Raw genomic sequence first — 20578 nt, 5'->3', positions numbered from 1 at the left:
TTAACTAGTTTTTTTGCACACATTTATCATATGATTGAAGAATCTATCCAATCTATACGTCGGAAAATCGGCGATTTCACCCCAGAATTCGGTATTATCTTAGGAACTGGCCTCGGAAAACTTGTTGAAGAAATAGAAGTGGAATACCAAATGATGTATTCCAATATTCCTAATTTCCCTATTTCAACCGTAGAATTCCATTCCGGAAAATTGATCTTTGGAACATTAGCTGGCCGCAAGGTTGTTGCTATGCAAGGCAGACTTCATTATTATGAAGGATACAGCATGCAGGAAATCACCTTTCCGATCCGGGTCATGAAAGGGCTTGGTATCCAAAAACTATTTGTTTCAAATGCATCCGGTTCTTTAAATCCCGATATCCGAAAGGGTGATATCGGCATTATTGAAGACCATATCAATCTCCTTCCGGACAATCCTTTGCGTGGAAGCAACGATGACGACCTTGGTCCTCGATTCCCGGATATGAGCCAACCTTATAATTTCAAAATGCTGGAGCAGGGTTTGGAAATTGCTGGAAAGTTAGGTGTACGAGCACATAAGGTTGTGTATGTTTCCGCCCCAGGACCTAACCTGGAAACACGTGCCGAATACCGATATATGCGGATTATAGGTGGTGATATTGTCGGAATGAGTACCGTTCCTGAGGTTATTGTTGCCAATCATATGGGTTTGCCTGTCTTCGCTATTTCGGTTATTACGGATGAAGGATTCCATGTCGATTTAAAGCCGGTTTCCTTGAAAGAAATCGTTGATGTAGCCGCTCAGGCTGAACCAAAAATGACAAGTATTTTAAAAGAATTGATTGCAATGCAATAATTTTGGTTTTTTGCGCTATTTTTGAGGGCATAAAATTTGTACCGATCCTATTTTGAGTATGCTAAAAAGGTTGCTGTTTGTATTGATGTTGTTTAGTCTGCTGCCTAAACTATACGCTCAGACTGAAGATGAATTCAGTTCTGCATTGGACTCTGCGCGTAATGCTGAAGATAATAAGAAGGATTCTGTCATCTTTACAGCGAAATACGTGCGCTATACAAACCTGGCAACCATGAAGAGAGGAACTAAAACCTTTCAGATTGATACCTCACACGTAAACTTTCAATACTACAATAAGCAAAATCTTCCTTGGGACCCAACCATTAACCTTGGATCCTACGGTCTTGCCGCCCGTGACTTATTGTTTAATCCCAATAAGACTATCGGATTTCAATCGGGATACCATGCTATGGAACGCTATCTCGTTAACCCAGATTCCATTCATTATTATCGTGCGCGAGCACGTTATTCAGAGCTCTATGCTGTCGGTTTCTTCTTCGATGACCAGATGTTCCGTGCAAAATTAGCACAGAATATTAATCCGCATTTAAATATAGGGGCGGAATACCATGCTACCAATACAGATGGTTATTATAATAACCAACAGTACAGTGACCGAAAAGGGGCTGTATTCGCTTGGTACGAATCGCCAAGCAAGCGGTATAACCTACTTTCAAATTTTACTTTCAATACCTTAGATGCAACCGAAAACGGCTCTGTACGTAATGATACTTTATTTAGGGATACTTCTGATAATACCTCGCCGAGTAGATATCCTGTAAGGTTGGATGGTATTCAAAAAAATAGACCTTATAATAAATGGAAAGACCTTGGCTTTTTCTTAAGGCAATCTTATTATCTAGGAAGAATTGATACCGTGAGCGGAAGTGGTCCTGATGCTGAAATTCATCCAACCAATGTCGTCGCTCATAATTCAAGTATTCGCCAACAAAAGTTCATCTTCTATAAAAATCAATCGGATCTTTATAATGCCCTGCCTTATAACGACCGAAATTTAATTGAAGTCGATGATACAACTAAAATAACAACCATCTCCAATGATTTTACTTATAGCTTCTATCTCCGAGGAAAGAACCTCAAGAACGAAGCGAAAGTAGAATTGGGTTTCCAAAATGACCTGATCTGGTATGCGGATAGTATGCTCAATAGATTCTATCAAAACAGTATGGTCAAAGGAGCTATAGGATATAAATTCTCCGATCGAGTGGATTTAAACTTCTCCGCTAACCAAATTGTTATTGGACGAAATTTTGGAGATTTCCTTTATGAGGCCTATGCCGATGTACACCTAAGCGATGTGCTCGGAAAATTGAGAATAGGGGCATATTCACAGAACAAATCCCCAGAAATGATCTTCGAAAACGCTAACCTTTCTTATCATTCATGGAAGGAAGAAGATTTGAACCTGGACAAAATTAAGACCCAAAACCTTTCATTTCAATATGCCAATGATAAGATTGGTTTTACTGGAAAGTTAGAATACTTCTTAATCAATAACTATACATATTTTAAAGAGATTGACAACCCTGACAATAGCACCCTTCTTAGGAGACATATCATGCCTGCACAAGAAAGCAACTTGAATCTCTTAAAGTTAACCATCGGTCAGAATTTTAAATTCCGCAGATGGCATTTAGACAATAGGGTAGTCTATCAAAAATCAGATGCCATGGCTGTACTCGCTACTCCTGAATTATATACATGGCACAGTCTATACTATGCAAATATCCTGTACAATGTAATGGATTTTAGAATTGGTATGGATGTCAAATTTAACACTCCATTTCGTACACCGTCTTATTCCATTAACTCCGGTCAGTTTTACAATGACAACGTAGGAATAGAATTCTCTACCTACCCAATTGTAGACTTCTGGATGACTGGTAACATTGATCGCGTGAACCTATTTGTAAGCTACAGTTTCGCAAACCAACACGTCTATCCAAATGGATACTACACTGTCAGAAGATATCCTATGAACCCAGCCTTTTTAAGGTTTGGAGTTTCATGGAAGTTTTATGATTAGTGCATAATCCGCTTAAGAACTTTTTCTTGCCGTTGTCCGATGGTAAGGTTTCCTTGTAATTTTTAGTAGGCAAAGGCTATGGTTCTGTTTGAGCTTTAGTCTTGTTTTAGTCGTGTTTCGCTCGTGTCTGGTCCGCACCTTGGTTTGACATTGTCCATAGCTCGTCCGCTTGTGAGCGGACGAGCTCCGGATAAGTTTTGGACAAGCTGTGGATGAGACACGAGCAAAACACGAGCAAGACCAAAGCCAACCCCAATGAAAACGTTTTTGTTTAACCTAAACGATAAAATATAATCCGAATGTCATAAAGGGAATATTATTTATAATCATTCTAAATAAATACTACATTTACTACAGCAAAGAAAAAATAGTTTCAATTATACAGAAGTCCTGTTTACCCGCATGAGATAGGCGTGCGGGTAAGGCAGGCACAAATAAAGCACTGAACATATATGAATAGTTGCCGCCTAAAAATTCTTTCCAAAAGTGAGCTAGGCTTCATTAGCATGCCTGATGATCACGAAATGATTCATCTTTGTTTCAATAACCTTATGATTAATTTCAGCAAAGCAGATTTCATTGCATTTAGATCCATCGTCAAAGATATTTACAAGGAAACTGAGCCTATTTCATTTCCTGATGGCAGGCAAAGAATGGTACTTAGTAGTCCATATCCCGGCATTAATTTTTCATTTGATCGCTTCGAATTGTCGGAATTGCTAAGGTCCTTAGATGAGGCTTATTATATGGAAAGGATCTATTCTTATTTTCAATAAATCGTTATTAAAGGACTATTGGGTTTGTTTTTAGTCCAAAAATCTTATTTTTATATAAATTAAATATTTGGCACTGAATTGATTGACGGAGTAGGGTCAAAAAATATGTGTAAAATATTTTGTAAATCAGAATTTACACCTATATTTGCACACCGCAACAGCGAAAAGGATCAAAGTTCGGTTCGTTCAGAGCATTCCGACATTAAGTCGGAAGTGGTCACAAAGAAAATAAGGAGAATTAGCTCAGCTGGTTCAGAGCATCTGCCTTACAAGCAGAGGGTCACTGGTTCGAATCCAGTATTCTCCACCAACAGTAAAAGGAGGCTTAGCTCAGCTGGTTCAGAGCATCTGCCTTACAAGCAGAGGGTCACAGGTTCGAATCCTGTAGCCTCCACTACCAAAGGAAAAGCATCAAGGAATTGGTGCTTTTTTGTTTTTGGTGCTTTTTTTATAGGTTTTGATTGTGGGCTCAGCTGGTTTTGAGCATTCCGACTAAAAGTCGGAAGTGGTCACAGGTTCGAATCCTGTAGCCTCCACTACCAAAGGAAAAGCATCAAGGAATTGGTGCTTTTTTATAGGATTTGATTGTGGGCTCAGCTGGTTAGGAGCATTCCGACTAAAAGTCGGAAGTGGTCACTGGTTCGAATGCAGTAGCCTCCACTACCGAAAGAAAAGCATCAAGGAATTGGTGCTTTTTTGCATATATTGATCTTATGTATTTTGTATACATATTATATTCCGCTCAATTAGACCAGTATTATATTGGATTAACAAAGAACATTTCAGATAGGTTACGTAGACATAATTCAAAAAGTAAGGGTTTTACTAATAGGGCAAATGATTGGAAACTCGTTTACAAAGAATATTATAAAGATAAGTTAGAGGCCATGAAAAGGGAAAGACAGATCAAGAATTGGAAAAGTAAAAACTTATTGGAGAAATTGATTAGCTCAGCTGGTTAGGAGCATTCCGACTAAAAGTCGGAAGTGGTCACTGGTTCGAATCCAGTAGCCTCCAATACCGAAAAAAGCATCAATTATTGATGCTTTTTTTGGAGTTAAACTAGTTCTTAGGATTCCGACTAAATGCGGGGCAAAAATTCTATCTACTTCCTTTTATCCTTAACAGGTTCACCAACTAACTATTAATGAACTATTCATCTCTCAAGCTATTAATGGGGTTTTCTCTTGCTGCTTTAAGGACTTGTATAAACATTGAAAGCGTCGTGAGGAGTATAATAAAAGAACCAGAAATCAAGAATACTGTAAAATTCAATGATACCTTATATTCAAAATTATTCAGCCACAAATTCATAGCCCACCAAGAAATTGGAATGGCAATAATCAATGCAATAAAAATGGGTTTAAGGGAATTTAGTAATAACAGCCTAAAAATTCTTAAAATTGAAGCACCTAACACTTTTCGTATGCCAATTTCTTTTGTTTTTTGTTGAATAGTAATTGCCAATAAACTTATTGCTCCAACAATAGATAAAATGATAGATATTAATGTCAATACTGTAATAAGCCAACTTAGCCCCAACTCTTCCTTATATAAATTGTCAATTCTTTCATCGACAAATGAATATTCAAATTGTTTTTCTGAGATTTTCTGTTTCCAAACCTTCTCAACCTTGCTAAGAGTATTTGAAATCTGATTGTTTGCTATTTTTAAAATAACATATCCGCCGAAATAAAAGCTATAATCTCCAAAAATCACTTTTATGGAATTCTTATCTCGCTGAGATCCGAATTCAAAGTCATCGACAACACCTATTATTGTTCCAACAGGATTTCCATTGCTGTTTATGTGGATCTTCCCGATAGGATCTTTTATGTTATAATGATCAATTAAATTCTTGGAAACGATAATTGGTCTCGCTCTAGCCTTCCTTATAAATTCATCTTCATGTTCAGGATCATACAACATATATTCCATATTGTACACTCTATGATGTTGGCTGTTCGCATCAAAATTCTTTCCTTCCAATAATTTTATACCTAATGTTTGGATAAAATCGAAATCTGCAATAATTGTTTGAGAAGTAGTTATGCTATCAATTTTATTTTTGTCCTCTGTTATCCCTATACCCATTGATGATCCTGCTACAGAAATAATCCCCGGTATATTCTTGAGTTCATTTTTAAAAGGTTGATATCTTTCCCTTAATTGAACATTTGGCAAAATTAGCAATTGCTCTTTATCAAATCCCAAAGGCCTGTTCGTTAATAACTTTACTTGATTATGAATTCCAATGGAAAATATTATTAAGAATATTGAAATACAGAATTGGACAATGATCAAGGCATTCTTAATATTAAAATTAATATCCAAGTTAAAATTATTCCTTCTTAATAGCTGTTCTGCATTTTTATTTAGCAACTGTAACACAGGAAATATTCCACATAAAATGACGATAATAATGGAAATGCCAATTAGAACAACTATTGATTTGACATCAAGCAGATGTTCGATATTGATTTCAATTTTTAGATATTTTGTAAAATATGGGAAAGTTAATACTGCAATAAAAATTGCAATTAACATTGAAACGAATAAATGAATGCTTGTTTCGAAAAAAGATTGTTTAATGAGGCTTAATTTAGATGCTCCAAAAGTTTTACGAACGCCAAATTCTTTTATTTGACTAGATGATTTTGCTATGGATAAATTAATATAGTTAATGGATGCAATTATTAATATAAACAGGGAAATAACAATGAGTAAATACAATATTTTAGGGGATGTTGTATTAAAATCTTTTTGTAGCAATTTATCATCACTAAAATGTAAATCTGATAAGTTTACTAGTTTAAATTTCTGCTTTTCTTGTTTACTTATTTTATCTCCATAACTGTTTAACCTTTTTTCAATTTGATTTAGACCTGTATTATTATCTATTAATAGCCAGTTATATGAAATTCTAAATTCTGTCTCTGTTCCATTGAAATCCGGAGTTGTTTTATCGTCACTAATTATAACATCAGCTTTTATACTTGAATTTTTTGGTAGATTTTTAAAGATTCCTTTAACAGTATAAATATCTTCTTCATTCAGTGCATCCTTTGATTTTAACCGCATTCCAACGACATCAGTTTTTCCAAAATGTCTTATAGCAGCATCTTCAGAAATAAATATGTCATTTTTATCTGTTTCAACTGGATAATTACCTCCTTTTAATGGCCAATTAAATACTTTAAAAAAATCCTGTGAAACTGATAAGTACCTCTCATTGAAAATTTCTGTATTATCTGCATAGTATCCTTTTTGATCTATCCACAAGGTTGCAGATGCTTTAATTCCGGGAATCTCATGCTCCAATGTTTTCCCTAAGTTGGTGTGATCCAAATAGGTATTCATCTTATTTTCTCTACTTACTAAATAAATATTTTCATTTTTGGGAATATATTTATCAAAATTCAATTCAAATTGAATGTATGAAAGGACCAATATTAGAACAGAGAAAGAAACTCCTAATCCTAATACCCCTAAACAGAAGAATGAAGGTCGACTCCTCCATCTTCTTAATATTAATTTTAATGAATTCATAAAATTGATTACTGATTAAAAGATGCTACGCAAAGACTAAACCAATGTCTTAAAATAATAAAAACCAATAAGTTAAGAAATATTAGCTATCTGGTTGTGTTCGTAATTGAACAAAAAATGGTCGTTAATGAACATTCAATTAAACTTTTATTAATTCGGATTTACAAAGTGAATTTTAGACAGCTTATTAGGAATGATAAACAAAAAAAGCATCAATCTCTTGATGCTTTTATATTACGTGCTTTTTGCGTTCTGAAAGAAGTTTTTGAACTCTACAATCTTGTTCTTTACTTTTTTAATAACAGAGTGCTTTCCATGATCAAAATATGGGAAATAATCTGAGAACTCTTTTTTTAGGTAATCTGAATATTGTTTTTTCAATAATTTACAATCCAATTCTTTGTCAGGATTTTTTGATTTTTTGGATAATCCGACTTGCTGTTCGCTGTGAATCCGGTATTGGATTAATTTTTCTGGGAAAACAAAGAGTCCGTTTTCTCTTGCTGCGTGTATCCCGATCCAGGCATCATGCCAGAAATCACACGGAGGATTTATAGGGACAAATTTGTTAATTAAATCTTTCCGGAAACTCACTGTTGCACCGGTGATTTTATTATTCCAATTAATAAGATTAATAATGGCGATTTTGTTGTTTTTCCATTGTTTTTGCTTGCTTTTTGGGAAATCCCATTTTTCAAACAATGAATGGTCTAATAATTTGTTGCTGGCATCAATTAGATCTCCATCTGTAAAGATCATTTTAGCATCTTCATTTTTTGAAAATATATCCAGTATAATTTTCACCTTATCAACTTTCCAGATGTCATCCTGGTCAGAAAGAAAGATGATGTCCCCTGATGTTTTGAGGATAGCTTTTTCAAAATTCTTAACCGTCTTTAATGAAGTCTCATTGTATGATATATTAAATAATTCCGGATGAATTGATTTATAATACTCAAGAATATCTTTGGTGCCGTCTTTAGATCGATCATCACAAATGATAATTTCATCGACTGGCGATGATTGATTTAATATACTTTCAATTTGATCTTTCAGGTATTTTTCACCGTTATAGGTGCACATTGCAACAGAAATCTTCATTTTGCGCAATATTTAAATGGTCTAAGAATATATCTCGGATTATTAATTACCATAATAGAAAACAAGTTAGTGATAAACAAATATACTATTAAAGTAATTGCAAGTTGCATTTTGATTAATAATTTTTAAAAAAATTCATTAAGTGTTAAAAAAAATTACAACACAAAAAGAGCAAATATTAAATTATAATAAATAATATATAATTTAAGAGAAAAATTAGCATAATTAAATATTAATCAAACAGATTATTAAGTAAAGGTCAAAAGGGAATAAATTCCCCATTTAATTATTCTTAGGGTTTGCTCTGTTGTATTGGAAAAGAATGAGGAGGCTTAAAGCTCCTTTATTGTGATATTCCTAAACCCAACTGAGTCGGTGTGATTTTGAAATGCGATTTTACCTTTAGGGTATGTAGCAAAAGCAGGGTAGTTTTTCATATTGCTATTTGCAATTTTTTGTTTGAAGGCAGGTGTATTAATGCTGTCCTGAAAAGTTATTTTATCATTTAACCAAAACGTTACCTGACCGTTATCCTGTTTGATTTTACCTTTGTTCCATTCTCCGAAAGGATTTGGTTTAGAATTACTACCGATACATTCCACCGAATATAGACATCCTGCCCAATGCGTAGAGTCTATTTTGTGCCTTTGTTCGGCGTTGGCATTGTCTAATAATTGCATTTCTAATCCAGTTGCGAAAGTAGCTGCATAGGCTGTATCTTCTTTAACATTGATAAATACGCCGCTGTTTCCTCCTTTTTTGACTTTCCATTCAAAGTCCAATTCAAAATTTTCGTATTCTTTATCGCTGATGATATCTCCAAATTGCCCTGTTCCTTTGGGGTCACAAATTAATTCGCCATCGACAATTTTCCATTTAGATTCGTCGTTTCCACGATTGTAAATATGCCAACCCGATAAGTCCTTTCCATTGAAAAAGACATCAGAACCTTCTGACGAGGTTTTATTGGAATCTGAATTATCATGGTTACATGAAGTAAATGCTATTGAAAGAAAAATTGCTAACGAGGTAATAAATCTGATTGACATGCGGTAAAGATTGATTTTAATTTAAACTCAAGTTTAAATGTAGACATAAAAATCAACATCATTCTTAATTCACAAGAAGAATACGAGTTAATAAAGAAATTTTGACAAAAGGAATGTTTAGAAAGACAGCAATTAGAATCTGACAATTTCCTCTATTTGCTCCATGATGAATTTAAGGGAAATGGGGTCATGGAATTCATGTTCATTGTTTAATTCGTTTTGAATCAAAGGGATATGGATTTTAAGAGGGAGTACATGCATTCGCATGTAATTACATACCCCAGTAAAATGGTCCACGCCTCGGATATTCCCATATTTTCCAGTGGATACACCGACTAGAGCTGCTTTTTTATGGAAGAATGAAGCAGGAAAAGAGCAGGCATCAATAAAAATTTTCAGCACACCAGGATAGCTGCCGTTATATTCAGGGATAATGAACACAAATTTTTTAGCTTCGGAAACTTTTTGTTGAATCTCTGCAAATGCTTCACTTCTCTTTCCGTAAAGGTCAGTTGCAATGATATTTTCAGGCAGATCTTCAAGAGAAAGAATTTCAAATTCTTCGCCTCTTTTTGACAATTCCTTTTGATAAAATTTTGCAACTTTTATGGAGTTGGAGTGTTTTCTATTTGTGCCTGAGATAATTAAATTCATCGTAAGTTGTTACATGTAAAAAGCAATAGCGTTCGGTGTAAATACCTAAATCTATTTTTCGTATCTTAGCATCCTAAGTTGGTAGAACTAGTTTCACAGCAAAATTAACAAATTTAACATCATTTAAGTATCTAATATCATTAAGGTATGTTAATTTGCAAATCGAAGTGGAGAAGTGCCAATTTGAATTATTTTCAAAAATTGAGGAATCACAATGGGAAAGATTATTGCCATAGCCAATCAAAAAGGAGGAGTTGGTAAAACAACCACCTCCATCAATCTTGCTGCGAGTTTAGCTGTGTTAGAGTATAAGACTTTGTTGGTGGATGCAGATCCACAGGCAAACTCAACTTCGGGTATTGGTTTTGATCCTCGCGCAATCAAAAACAGCATTTATGAATGTTTGGTAAATGATATAACAGCAAAAGAAGCGATCCAACAAACAGACACTCCTAATCTTGATTTATTGCCTGCCCATATCGACTTGGTTGGTGCAGAAATTGAAATGATCAATTTAGAAGAGCGTGAATATAAAATGAAACGTCTTTTGGATGAGGTAAAGGATGATTATGACTTTATCATCATTGACTGTTCACCTTCGTTGGGTTTGATTACCATCAATGCCTTGACGGCATCTGATTCAGTGATCATTCCGGTTCAATGTGAATATTTTGCGTTAGAAGGATTAGGAAAGTTATTGAACACAATCAAAATAGTTCAAAATAGATTAAATACAGAGCTGGAAATAGAAGGTATTTTATTAACGATGTATGATGTCCGTTTAAGGTTGTCAAATCAAGTTGTAGAAGAAGTTCGTACGCATTTCCATGATTTAGTATTTGAGACCATTATTCAGCGTAATACACGATTGAGCGAGGCGCCAAGCTTTGGTATATCGGTTATTATGCATGATGCATCCTGCAAAGGAGCGATCAATTACTTGAATCTTGCGAGAGAGATTCTAGAAAAAAATGGGTTATTAAAAGAGAACAAGCAAACTGTAACAGTATAGTATGGCAGCACAACAGCGGAAAACAGGATTGGGGAAAGGTTTGGGGGCATTGCTTCAGCAAGATGTCGTAAGTAGTCCTAAAGAACAATCTGCCGAAACACCTGTAAATAAAACACCGAGCTCTCCTGCCGGTAGCATAAACTTTATAAAAGTAGAGCAAATATCAATAAATCCTTTTCAGCCAAGAACTGATTTTGACGAGACGGCCTTAAAGGAATTGTCAGAATCTATTGAAGTTCAGGGTTTAATACAGCCTATCACCGTGCGTCAAGTTGGGAAAAATGAATACCAATTGATAAGTGGTGAACGAAGATTAAGAGCATCCAAATTAGCGGGAATTACAGAAATTCCAGCATATGTTCGTACTGCGAATGATCAACAAATGTTAGAAATGGCATTGATTGAGAATATTCAAAGAGAGAATTTAAATGCGATAGAAATTGCTTTAAGTTTCCAACGAATGATTGAGGAATGTAGTTTGAAGCAGGAAGAATTAGGCGATCGTGTAAGTAAGAACCGTTCTACAGTAACCAATTACCTACGCTTATTGAAATTGCCACCGGTTATACAGGCGGCTATTCGCGATGGAGACCTTTCAATGGGTCATGCACGGGCATTGATTAATGTTGGTGAGATTGATAAGCAGCTATTTATATTCAAGGAAATTGTTGAAAAGGGACTTTCGGTACGTAAGGCTGAACAATTAGTTCGCGAAGTACAACAAGCAAAGGAACAGAAGAAAAAAGGAAAAAAAGAAACTCCACTCGCGTTTCAATACCAGAAGATTGAAGATGATTTGGCGTCTAAATTTGCTACTCGCGTTAAATTAAACGTAAAGACTACTAAAGGAAAGGGTGCAATTGAAATTCCTTTTAATTCGGAAGATGATTTGAGCCGTATATTAGAGTTGCTTGACTGGTAATGTATAAGTATTTATTGCTCTTTGGGATGATTTTGTCTTTTACTGGTTTAAAAAGCCAAGTGAAGGAAGTAGCTCCTGATTCAACAAAAGTGATCCAGGTGCAGGATTCATTAAAAAAGAAGAATGCCCAAGATACTACTAAAAAGGAAACCCGTGAAGAAAGAAGGGCTCGTAAGAAAGCAGAGAAAGAGCGCGAGAAGTATTACTATAAAAATATCCTAAAGGATTCAGCTCGTTTAGAGATTGAGCGCCTATCAAGGATTGCTTGGAAGAGGTCGCTGATATTACCTGGCTGGGGTCAATATACCAATGGTGGATTATGGTGGATTAAAGTTCCTATTATCTATGGTGGATTTGTTGGCGCTGGGTTAACTTTCAATTATTGGCAGTGGTATTATAATGAGTTTTTAGGAGAGCTACAGTACCGTGAGGAATTTGGGCAGCCTTCAAATCATGAATCATTGGGTTTAGGAAGTAACTGGAGTATACAAGGATTAGTTGCTCAGAAGGATTATGGCCGCAGGAACAGGGACTTAACTATATTAATAACTGTAGGATGGTACGGTCTAAATGTTGTGGAAGCTTATGTAGACTCTATATTGAAGAATCGTTGGAATATCAGTAATGACCTAAGCTTTAAAGTTTCGCCAACGCTACTTCCAAATTATGCATATACACCGGGTATGGGTTCGTTTTCAGGTTCAAATTTAGTTACGCCTGGATTTAAAATGACCTTTACCATAAAATAAAAACCAATTAACTATATGAAAATCGTTTTATTAGGTTATGGAAAAATGGGGCAATTGATTGAGCGCTTCGCCATGAAAAGAGGGCATGAAGTTGTTTTAATCGTTGATGAGCGGAATCGAGATAGCATTAGCTCGGAGGATCTTGAAGATGCAGATATTGCTATTGATTTCAGTACCCCACATGCAGCCTTAGAAAATATTAGTTTATGTTTCGAATCTAACCTGCCCTTGGTAGTGGGAACAACAGGATGGTACGATCATTTAGATGAAGTGAAAGCGACATGTTTAGAAGCGGAACAATCCTTATTGTATGGATCCAACTTCAGCATTGGAGTTAATATATTTTTCCATATTAATAAGTTGCTTGCAAAGGCAATCAATCCTTATAAGCAATATGACGTACAGGTAGAAGAAATTCATCATATCCATAAATTGGATGCGCCGAGCGGCACTGCCATTACGATTGCAGAGGGAATTTTAGAAAATAACGAAGATAAAAGTGCTTGGGTAAATTCAGTTGAGGGTTCTGGAGAAGAGGTTATTCCGAAAGCTAATGAATTACTGATTGAAAGCCTTAGAATAGAGGAGGTTCCGGGAACTCATACTGTGCTTTATAGTTCAGAAGTAGATCAGATTGAGTTCAAGCATACTGCTCACAGCAGGGAAGGATTTGCTTTAGGAGCAGTAATTGCGGCAGAATGGCTTTTTGGTAAAAAAGGGTTTTACCAAGTGACGGAAATGTTTGATTTTAATAATTAATATATGTGGTATATCATTTTAGCCATATACATCATAGGATCAGCTTACGGACTTTTCTTATTATATAAAAAAGCGGGTAAGCAAGGTTGGGAAGCAATTGTTCCAATCTACAGTCAATATGTAATGGCTCAATTAGTTGGAAGGCCAACTTGGTGGATAATATGGCTTTTCGTACCGATCGTGAATGTTTTTATTTTTTACGATTTGTTCTTAAATCTAATTAAAGCATTTGGTAAACGTCGTTTTTGGGAAAATGCAGCAGCAGTATTGGTACCCTTTATCGTGTTGCCAATGTGGGGTAGAGATCCCAATGTAAAGTATTTAGGCATACCAACATCAGAGGAATTCAAGAAGAAATATTTTTATAAGAAATCAATGGGGAGAGAATGGGCAGATGCCATTATTTTCGCTACTGTTGCTGCTACTTTAATTCGTGGTTTTTTGATTGAGGCATATATGATACCTACAGGATCGATGGAAAGAAGCTTATTGATTGGAGATTTTCTTTTTGTCAGTAAGTTAAATTATGGGCCAAGAATTCCGATGACTCCATTAGCATTCCCATTTGCGCACCATACCATGCCTATTACGGGAGGGAAAGCTTATTCTGAAGCGATAAAAGTTCCATATAAACGTTTGCCGGGTTTCCAAGACATCAAACGTAATGATGTGGTTGTATTCAACTATCCTATGGAAGCAGATGCTCCATTCAATAGACCAATCGATAAGCGCGAGAATTACATCAAACGATTGGTAGGAATGCCTGGAGATGTTATATCAATGGAACGTACGAAACTATTTGTAAATGGTGAGCCAGGTTTTGTTGATGAGGATTTCCAGACGAACTACTTAATTATGACGGATCCCAACGGATTGAATATGCAAAAATTATTGGATATGAGGTTGGAGTTGGATCAACGTTATACGAATCCTGCATCAGGGCAATACGTCATTCATATGACTAAAGAAGAAGCGGAAGAAGTTAAGAAAATGGGTAATATCAAACAGTTTCAGGAGATTATTTTTGAACCTGGTGATAATAATTCAGAATATGCTGCATTCCCTTTTTATGATAATGGTATAATTTGGAATTACGACAACTTTGGACCAATTCAGGTACCTAAAAAAGGCTGGACAGTGAAGTTAGATAGTTTAACAGTACCATTATATGAAAGAGCCATTAAGGTTTATGAAGGCAATACCTTTGAGAAGAAAGCTGATGGATACTATTTGAATGGACAGAAAACAGATAGCTACACATTTAAAATGGATTATTATTGGATGATGGGTGATAATCGCCACAACTCTTTGGACTCAAGGGGTTGGGGTTTTGTTCCGGAGGACCATATTGTAGGTAAGGCTTTATTTACCTGGTTAAGTTGGGACGAAGATGGATCATTCTTATCCAAAATTAGATGGAATCGAATTTTCAGGCCTATTCATTAATAGGTTTTAGATAAAAAAGAGCGGGGAATCATTTAAATGGTTCCCCGCTCTTTTTATATTTAAAATTCTGGAAATACTATTTTAAACAGACAAGGTATCTTTTTATGGTTTCTTCTAATCCAAGAAACAGGGCGTCAGCAATTAAAGCATGACCAATGCTGACTTCCAAAAGGCCAGGTATATTTTGTTTAAAATATTGTAAGTTTTTTAAGTCAAGATCATGGCCTGCATTCAATCCTAATCCAACTTCTTGAGCTTTTAGTGCGGCTTTGACGTAGGGTTCAATGGCCAATTCGGGATTTTCATGAAATTCAGTTGCGTAAGCCTCGGTATATAATTCGATGCGATCGGTTCCAGTTTCAGCTGCGGCCTCTACCATTCTTTCATCTGGATCAACGAATATAGATACTCGGATTCCCCTATCTTTAAACAGCTTCACCATCTCCGATAGATAAACACGGTTGTTAATGGTGTTCCAGCCATGGTTGGAGGTTAATTGACCTTCTGCATCCGGAACTAAGGTGACCTGAGCAGGGGTATTCGCTAAGACAAGATCAACGAATTTCTGTTCCCTACAGTTACCTTCAATATTAAACTCTGTTGAAATATTTGCTTTTAGGTCATAGACATCCTGATAGCGGATATGTCTTTCATCAGGTCTAGGATGTACCGTGATTCCTTGAGCACCAAATTCTTCACAGGCTAAAGCAGTTGCCAATACATTAGGTACATTTCCGCCACGAGAGTTCCTAAGGGTTGCGATTTTATTGATATTTACGGATAGTTTAGTCATAGTTCAGCTCCTTTTTACAAATTTACTGTTTTAGCAATCCATATCCCTATCATTTTATGATTTTAAATACGAGTATCAATGGATAATATTTTTTAAATTGCAGGAAGTATGGATGGTTTAGACTTCAATCTATTAAGTGGCTTCAGGCTACTGGACTTCATTGATATATTGCTAGTGGCAATTATCATCTATTATGTCTATAGCTTAATCAAAGGCACAATAGCTGTAAACATCTTAATTGGTGTAGGATTGTTTTATGGGATCTATCTTGTCGTTAAGCAAATGGAGATGCGCCTTCTGACAGAGATCTTCGGAGGATTTATTTCCGTTGGTTCGATTGCTCTGATTGTTGTATTTCAACAGGAAATACGAAGGTTCCTATTGCACATTGGTAAGAATATATCCTTAAGAAGGAAGAAATTTCTTTGGTCAATATTTGGAGGCAAGAAGTCTACCCATAGAGATAATGCAGAATTTATTAAACCAATTGTTGAGGCCTGTCAAAACATGTCTAAATCAAGGACAGGGGCATTATTGGTTTTCTCCCGTTATTTTGATGAAGAATATTATCAGACGAGTGGTACTATGATTGATGCTCCAATATCGAAGAGGTTGTTAGAGAGTATCTTTTTTAAGAATTCACCATTGCATGATGGTGCTGTTATTATCGTAGATAACCGTATTATGACTGCGAGTTCTGTTTTGCCATTGTCTGACAGTGAGGATTTACCACCACAATTTGGTCTACGTCATCGTGCAGCGATAGGTGTTACGGAGGTTTCGGAAGCTGTTGCGGTCATTGTTTCAGAAGAAACGGGTGAAATTTCATTTGCAAAAGATGGAAACATCAATATGAACCTTACAGCAGACGAGCTGGAGAAGATTCTTGCGGACGAATTGTAGTTTTCTGAATAAAATTTCTAGTTATCTATTTTTTGCTGAACAATTGTTTTTGTTTGATTATTTTTAGATAACTTTATTCAAATTATAAGACTAAATTCTTTGTTATGCATTTCGACGAAAAAAAGCCTATTGATATAGTGTTAAACGATCTGTTTGAACATTACCGAGAAAACGTTTCAGACGTTGATAAAATTACCCAATCTCTGCTTGAACGAGGTGTTGCACAATCCCAATCCGACATCGTAAACGATCATATAGCTTTCCGTACGCTTGGAGTCCCTCATTTGGGGATAAAGTCCTTTGAAAAGATATTCCTTTCCTTTGGATATAAAAAGATGGACTATTATTATTTTGAAGGGAAAAAATTGGATGCCTATTGGTATGCTCCACCTGCAGATAACTACCCGCGAATCTTTGTTTCAGAATTGAGAGTTTCAGAATTAAGCCAGGATTCCCAAGATATCATATATAAATATACTTCTTCCATAAACTCCGATCCGGTTGATGCTTTAGATCTGAGAAATGGACAAGAGGTTGCAGACTTTCTTCAAAGGCCTTTATGGGATTTGCCGACCTCTACGGAATATGAGATACTTTTGAAAGAAAGTGAATATGCCGCATGGGTAATCTATAATCGGTATTATCTAAATCATTATACCATATCAATTCATGAGCTAAAAGACGGCTATAATACCTTGGAGGAATTCAATACGTTTTTGGAGAGCATCGGAATAAAATTGAATACTTCAGGAGGGAAAATCAAGACTAGTGAGGATAATTTATTGAGGCAAAGCAGTACAGTATCGGCATTGTATGATGCCAAGTTTGCAGATGGGAAGACCTTGGAGATTGCGGGAAGCTATGTTGAGTTTGCTGAACGCAGTGTATTACCGCAGTTTAAGCATCTATCTAAAGAAAATATTAAAAGATCACATCGACGTGATGGCTTTGAGACCAATAACGCAGATAAGATTTTTGAAAGTACATATACATCACAAATAAAGGGTTCATAGCTATGGAGGAGCAGTTGAAGCTGCTTTCGGAGGAATTGAGTGGGGAGTTGTTTTGGGATGAAAAGATGCGTCTCTTATATGCAACAGACGCTTCTGCCTATCGGGAACTTCCACTCGCGGTCGCCTATCCTAAGGATAAGCAAGACCTATTAGTGCTCATAAAATTTGCTAAGGAAAATAAAACATCCCTGATTCCACGCACAGCAGGTACTTCATTGGCTGGGCAAGTCGTGGGTTCGGGAATTGTTGTTGATGTATCCAAATATTTCACGCAAATATTAGAGGTCAATCCTGGGGAATCATGGGTTAGGGTTCAACCCGGGGTCATTCGAGACGAACTCAATATGTTTCTCAAGCCATATCGGCTTTATTTCGGCCCAGAAACATCTACAGCTAACCGAGCTATGATTGGAGGTATGGTTGGGAATAATTCCTGTGGTTCAAATTCCTTAATTTATGGAAGTGCCCGAGAGCATACTCTGGAGGTTGAAGCCCTGCTAAGTGATGGTTCTGAGGTTACATTTAAATCTTTAAATTTTGATGATTTCAATTCAAAATGCAATCAATCAAACTTAGAAGGCAGGATATATAAACATATCCGAAGCTTGCTTGGCAACTATCAAAATCAAGTTGAAATCCGAGAGAATTTTCCTAAACAATCAATTCATCGCCGGAATACAGGTTATGCAGTTGATATGCTATTGGAAACCGATCCATTCACCGAAGGAGCTGAACCTTTCAATTTTTGTAAATTAATTTGTGGGTCAGAGGGAACTTTGGCATTTATTACAGAGATCAAGGTTCATGTAAATCCTTTAGCCATCAACCCAAGTGGTTTGCTTTGCGTTCATTTTAGAACATTGGAGGATGCACTAAGGGGTAATCTTATCATTTTGAAGCATGGTCCTTTGGTTAGTGAATTGATGGATCGCTATATTTTGGAGTGTACCAAGAATAATTTGGAACAATCTAAAAATCGTTTTTTTGTTGAAGGAGATCCTGAAGCAATATTGATTGCAGAATATGATGGGATTGACCAAGATGATATCTTAGCAAGGGTAAAGGCTGTAGAAGAGGACTTGTTGGCACATGGATTAGGATATCATTTTCCAGTTGTGTTAGGTGATGATAAAAAGAAGGTTTGGAATTTACGCAAAGCGGGATTAGGACTTTTAAGTAATGTCCCTGGGGATGAAAAACCAGTTGCCGTAATTGAAGATACTGCTGTGGATGTAGAGGACCTTCCTAGTTATATCCACGATTTTAATAATATTTTGAAGCGGTATGATTTGTATGCTGTTCATTATGCACATGCCGCGACCGGCGAACTTCACCTTCGCCCAATTATCAACTTAAAAACCGAAGAAGGAAATCAATTATTTAGGGACATCGCTTTGGAGATTGCTCAATTGGTGAAACAATACAAAGGGTCTTTAAGTGGAGAGCATGGTGATGGTCGATTGAGAGGAGAATTTATTCCGTTGATGATCGGTGAGCACAATTATCGGTTGTTAAAGGAAATAAAGAACACTTGGGATCCAGAAGGAATCTTCAATCCAGGGAAAATTGTGGATACTCCGGCTATGAATACTTCGCTGCGATATACGCCCGGGCAGAAGGATAGAGAAATTAAAACAGTTTTTAGATTTCGCGGTCAAACGATCTTGCAACATGCTGAGCAATGTAATGGTTCGGGAGATTGCAGAAAGAGCCATCTGTCTGGCGGTACGATGTGCCCATCGTACATGGCGACTAAGGATGAGAAGGATACGACCAGGGCAAGGGCTAATATTTTGCGGGAGATGCTAACCCATTCTGACAAGAAGAATCCTTTTGACCATGAAGAGATCAAGGAGGTTATGGATCTTTGCTTAAGTTGTAAGGCCTGCAAATCAGAGTGTCCGTCCAGTGTGGATATGGCTAAATTGAAGGCGGAATTCTTACAGGGTTACCATGATAGTCATCCTGTTCCATTTAGGACACGTATGATTGCTCATGTAGATTCCATGACCCAAATGATGCAGCCGATTGCAGGGCTATATAATTTTGTTGTTGGCAATACATTGACTTCCGGACTGGTTAAAAATGTTTTGGGATTCGCTTCGCAGAGAAATATACCCAAAATAGCATCAACTACCCTGCGGGATTGGTATCAGAAAAAAGATAAACCTTTTTCAGGGCATCAAACTGCAGTCAGAACTGTTTATTTCTTCTGTGATGAATTCACGAATTTCAATGATGTTGAAATAGGGAAAAAAGCCATTCTCTTATTGGAGAAATTAGGCTATGAAGTATTGATGATCCAGCATGCTTTTTCTGGTCGTGCGCTCCTGTCAAAAGGCTTTTTGAGAGAGGCCAAGAAACTGGCAAATAAAAATGTTGAGATTTTTAAAGATCGTTTAAATAAAGATACTAAGCTGGTATCAGTGGAACCATCAACGATTTTAACCTTTAGGGATGAGTATGTTGATTTGGTTGATGAACATTTAATAGAAGCAGCAGAACGGATAGCTCCTTTAGCATTAACTATCGAAGAGTTTATATGGGAAGAATACTTGGCAGGGAACATTTCATCTACTCAATTTGAGTCAAGGGAGGAGGAAATTATTTTGCATGGGCATTGTCAGCAGAAAGCATGGGGATTGATGCCGATTGTCAATAAAGTTTTAGAGATTCCAACAAACTATAAAGTCAGGGAAATACCTTCCGGTTGTTGTGGTATGGCAGGATCCTTTGGCTATGAAAAGGAGCATTTTGATATTTCTATGAAAATCGGGGAGTTGGTTTTGTTTCCAGCGGTCAGGGATAAGAAAGGAGAAACCTTAGTTGCAGCACCAGGAGCAAGCTGTAGGCATCAGATTATGGATGGAACAGGGGTTGAGTCTAAACATCCTGTAGAAATCCTTTACAGAGCTTTAAAATAGTTTATTGTAAGTCACATAAAAAAAATAAGCAGGCCTATGCTGGC

The 20578-nt window shown here is 36.3% G+C and carries 17 protein-coding genes and 5 tRNA genes; 17 read left to right on the top strand and 5 right to left on the bottom strand.

The features are described 5' to 3' along the window. The first annotated feature begins 30 nt into the window (after positions 1-30). The 9 genes from E0Y80_RS05640 to E0Y80_RS05600 all read left to right on the top strand — a co-directional run bounded on the left by E0Y80_RS05640 (position 31) and on the right by E0Y80_RS05600 (position 4677). Positions 31-837 carry a purine-nucleoside phosphorylase gene (locus E0Y80_RS05640; RefSeq protein WP_156306507.1) on the top strand — a complete coding sequence of 269 codons (807 nt, stop codon included), beginning with the start codon at positions 31-33 and terminating at the stop codon, positions 835-837. Between the two features lie 58 nt (positions 838-895). Then, complete coding sequence (locus E0Y80_RS05635) at positions 896-2884, top strand: putative porin (RefSeq protein WP_231595937.1); 1989 nt, start codon at positions 896-898, stop codon at positions 2882-2884. Between the two features lie 452 nt (positions 2885-3336). Continuing rightward, positions 3337-3660, top strand: a complete 324-nt coding sequence (locus E0Y80_RS05630) for a DUF6686 family protein (protein ID WP_156306503.1) — start codon at positions 3337-3339, stop codon at positions 3658-3660. 232 nt (positions 3661-3892) lie between these two features. Further along, positions 3893-3970, top strand: a tRNA-Val gene (locus tag E0Y80_RS05625). 9 nt (positions 3971-3979) lie between these two features. Then, positions 3980-4054 (top strand) — tRNA-Val (locus E0Y80_RS05620). Positions 4055-4126: 72 nt separating this feature from the next. Next, positions 4127-4196 (top strand) — tRNA-Phe (locus tag E0Y80_RS05615). A gap of 54 nt (positions 4197-4250) precedes the next feature. Further along, a tRNA-Phe gene (locus E0Y80_RS05610) sits at positions 4251-4320 on the top strand. A gap of 53 nt (positions 4321-4373) precedes the next feature. Continuing rightward, on the top strand, positions 4374-4622 hold the full coding sequence (locus E0Y80_RS05605) for a GIY-YIG nuclease family protein (RefSeq protein ID WP_156306501.1): 249 nt from the start codon (positions 4374-4376) through the stop codon (positions 4620-4622). Then, positions 4606-4677: transfer RNA gene (locus E0Y80_RS05600), tRNA-Phe, on the top strand. The genes E0Y80_RS05605 and E0Y80_RS05600 overlap by 17 nt, the downstream gene beginning before the upstream one ends. Positions 4678-4812: 135 nt before the next feature. Here the strand turns inward: E0Y80_RS05600 and E0Y80_RS05595 are convergent. The 4 genes from E0Y80_RS05595 to E0Y80_RS05580 all read right to left on the bottom strand — a co-directional run bounded on the left by E0Y80_RS05595 (position 4813) and on the right by E0Y80_RS05580 (position 10013). Further along, positions 4813-7209, bottom strand: coding sequence for an ABC transporter permease (locus E0Y80_RS05595; protein ID WP_156306499.1), 2397 nt, complete (start codon positions 7207-7209; stop codon positions 4813-4815). Between the two features lie 234 nt (positions 7210-7443). Next, positions 7444-8310: a glycosyltransferase gene (locus E0Y80_RS05590; RefSeq protein WP_156306497.1), complete on the bottom strand. Its 867-nt coding sequence runs from the start codon at positions 8308-8310 to the stop codon at positions 7444-7446. A 332-nt stretch (positions 8311-8642) separates the two neighbouring features. Further along, entirely contained in the window at positions 8643-9359 is a 717-nt protein-coding gene (locus E0Y80_RS05585) for a 3-keto-disaccharide hydrolase (protein WP_156306495.1), read from the bottom strand. 132 nt (positions 9360-9491) lie between these two features. After that, a complete protein-coding gene (locus tag E0Y80_RS05580) occupies positions 9492-10013 on the bottom strand; it encodes an NADPH-dependent FMN reductase (protein ID WP_156306493.1) in 522 nt (173 codons plus the stop codon). A gap of 214 nt (positions 10014-10227) precedes the next feature. On the opposite strand from E0Y80_RS05580, the gene E0Y80_RS05575 reads away from it, so the two are divergent. From E0Y80_RS05575 to lepB, 5 genes are read left to right on the top strand one after another with little or no spacing between them, the layout of a single operon-like run. Next, a complete protein-coding gene (locus E0Y80_RS05575; protein ID WP_156306491.1) occupies positions 10228-11025 on the top strand; it encodes a ParA family protein in 798 nt (265 codons plus the stop codon). Position 11026: 1 nt separating this feature from the next. Continuing rightward, positions 11027-11947, top strand: coding sequence for a ParB/RepB/Spo0J family partition protein (locus E0Y80_RS05570; RefSeq protein ID WP_156306489.1), 921 nt, complete (start codon positions 11027-11029; stop codon positions 11945-11947). A 59-nt stretch (positions 11948-12006) separates the two neighbouring features. Beyond that, complete coding sequence (locus E0Y80_RS05565) at positions 12007-12696, top strand: DUF5683 domain-containing protein (RefSeq protein WP_156306487.1); 690 nt, start codon at positions 12007-12009, stop codon at positions 12694-12696. Positions 12697-12711: 15 nt separating this feature from the next. Next, positions 12712-13455 carry a 4-hydroxy-tetrahydrodipicolinate reductase gene (gene dapB / locus E0Y80_RS05560; RefSeq protein WP_156306485.1) on the top strand — a complete coding sequence of 248 codons (744 nt, stop codon included), beginning with the start codon at positions 12712-12714 and terminating at the stop codon, positions 13453-13455. Positions 13456-13458: 3 nt separating this feature from the next. Further along, a complete protein-coding gene (lepB, locus tag E0Y80_RS05555; RefSeq protein WP_156306483.1) occupies positions 13459-14901 on the top strand; it encodes a signal peptidase I in 1443 nt (480 codons plus the stop codon). Between the two features lie 76 nt (positions 14902-14977). Here the strand turns inward: lepB and E0Y80_RS05550 are convergent, their stop codons facing one another. After that, positions 14978-15694, bottom strand: a complete 717-nt coding sequence (locus E0Y80_RS05550) for a pyridoxine 5'-phosphate synthase (RefSeq protein WP_156306481.1) — start codon at positions 15692-15694, stop codon at positions 14978-14980. Positions 15695-15802: 108 nt separating this feature from the next. Here E0Y80_RS05550 and cdaA point away from each other — a divergent pair, with 108 nt between their 5' ends. From cdaA to E0Y80_RS05535, 3 genes are all read left to right on the top strand, one after another. Next, positions 15803-16597: a diadenylate cyclase CdaA gene (gene cdaA / locus E0Y80_RS05545; protein WP_156306479.1), complete on the top strand. Its 795-nt coding sequence runs from the start codon at positions 15803-15805 to the stop codon at positions 16595-16597. A gap of 104 nt (positions 16598-16701) precedes the next feature. Next, positions 16702-17610, top strand: a complete 909-nt coding sequence (locus E0Y80_RS05540; protein WP_156306477.1) for a DUF1338 domain-containing protein — start codon at positions 16702-16704, stop codon at positions 17608-17610. A 2-nt stretch (positions 17611-17612) separates the two neighbouring features. Continuing rightward, the gene (locus tag E0Y80_RS05535; protein WP_156306475.1) at positions 17613-20534 is read left to right on the top strand and encodes an FAD-binding and (Fe-S)-binding domain-containing protein; all 2922 of its coding nucleotides are present in this window, start codon (positions 17613-17615) and stop codon (positions 20532-20534) included. The last annotated feature ends 44 nt before the right edge of the window (positions 20535-20578 follow it).

Source organism: Sphingobacterium endophyticum (genome assembly GCF_009733535.1).
GTDB lineage: Bacteria > Bacteroidota > Bacteroidia > Sphingobacteriales > Sphingobacteriaceae > Sphingobacterium > Sphingobacterium endophyticum.
The sequence above is the reverse complement of the archived record's forward strand: the minus strand, read 5'-3'. Positions and strand labels throughout refer to the sequence as shown.

Coding starts and splice junctions, on each gene's coding strand:
- E0Y80_RS05605 (WP_156306501.1), top strand. CDS start 4,374: ATGTATTTTGTATACATATTATATTCCGCTCAATTAGACCAGTATTAT.
- E0Y80_RS05640 (WP_156306507.1), top strand. CDS start 31: ATGATTGAAGAATCTATCCAATCTATACGTCGGAAAATCGGCGATTTC.
- E0Y80_RS05580 (WP_156306493.1), bottom strand. CDS start 10,013: ATGAATTTAATTATCTCAGGCACAAATAGAAAACACTCCAACTCCATA.
- cdaA (WP_156306479.1), top strand. CDS start 15,803: ATGGATGGTTTAGACTTCAATCTATTAAGTGGCTTCAGGCTACTGGAC.
- E0Y80_RS05630 (WP_156306503.1), top strand. CDS start 3,337: ATGAATAGTTGCCGCCTAAAAATTCTTTCCAAAAGTGAGCTAGGCTTC.
- dapB (WP_156306485.1), top strand. CDS start 12,712: ATGAAAATCGTTTTATTAGGTTATGGAAAAATGGGGCAATTGATTGAG.
- lepB (WP_156306483.1), top strand. CDS start 13,459: ATGTGGTATATCATTTTAGCCATATACATCATAGGATCAGCTTACGGA.
- E0Y80_RS05540 (WP_156306477.1), top strand. CDS start 16,702: ATGCATTTCGACGAAAAAAAGCCTATTGATATAGTGTTAAACGATCTG.
- E0Y80_RS05585 (WP_156306495.1), bottom strand. CDS start 9,359: ATGTCAATCAGATTTATTACCTCGTTAGCAATTTTTCTTTCAATAGCA.
- E0Y80_RS05590 (WP_156306497.1), bottom strand. CDS start 8,310: ATGAAGATTTCTGTTGCAATGTGCACCTATAACGGTGAAAAATACCTG.
- E0Y80_RS05595 (WP_156306499.1), bottom strand. CDS start 7,209: ATGAATTCATTAAAATTAATATTAAGAAGATGGAGGAGTCGACCTTCA.
- E0Y80_RS05550 (WP_156306481.1), bottom strand. CDS start 15,694: ATGACTAAACTATCCGTAAATATCAATAAAATCGCAACCCTTAGGAAC.
- E0Y80_RS05575 (WP_156306491.1), top strand. CDS start 10,228: ATGGGAAAGATTATTGCCATAGCCAATCAAAAAGGAGGAGTTGGTAAA.
- E0Y80_RS05635 (WP_231595937.1), top strand. CDS start 896: ATGCTAAAAAGGTTGCTGTTTGTATTGATGTTGTTTAGTCTGCTGCCT.
- E0Y80_RS05535 (WP_156306475.1), top strand. CDS start 17,613: ATGGAGGAGCAGTTGAAGCTGCTTTCGGAGGAATTGAGTGGGGAGTTG.
- E0Y80_RS05570 (WP_156306489.1), top strand. CDS start 11,027: ATGGCAGCACAACAGCGGAAAACAGGATTGGGGAAAGGTTTGGGGGCA.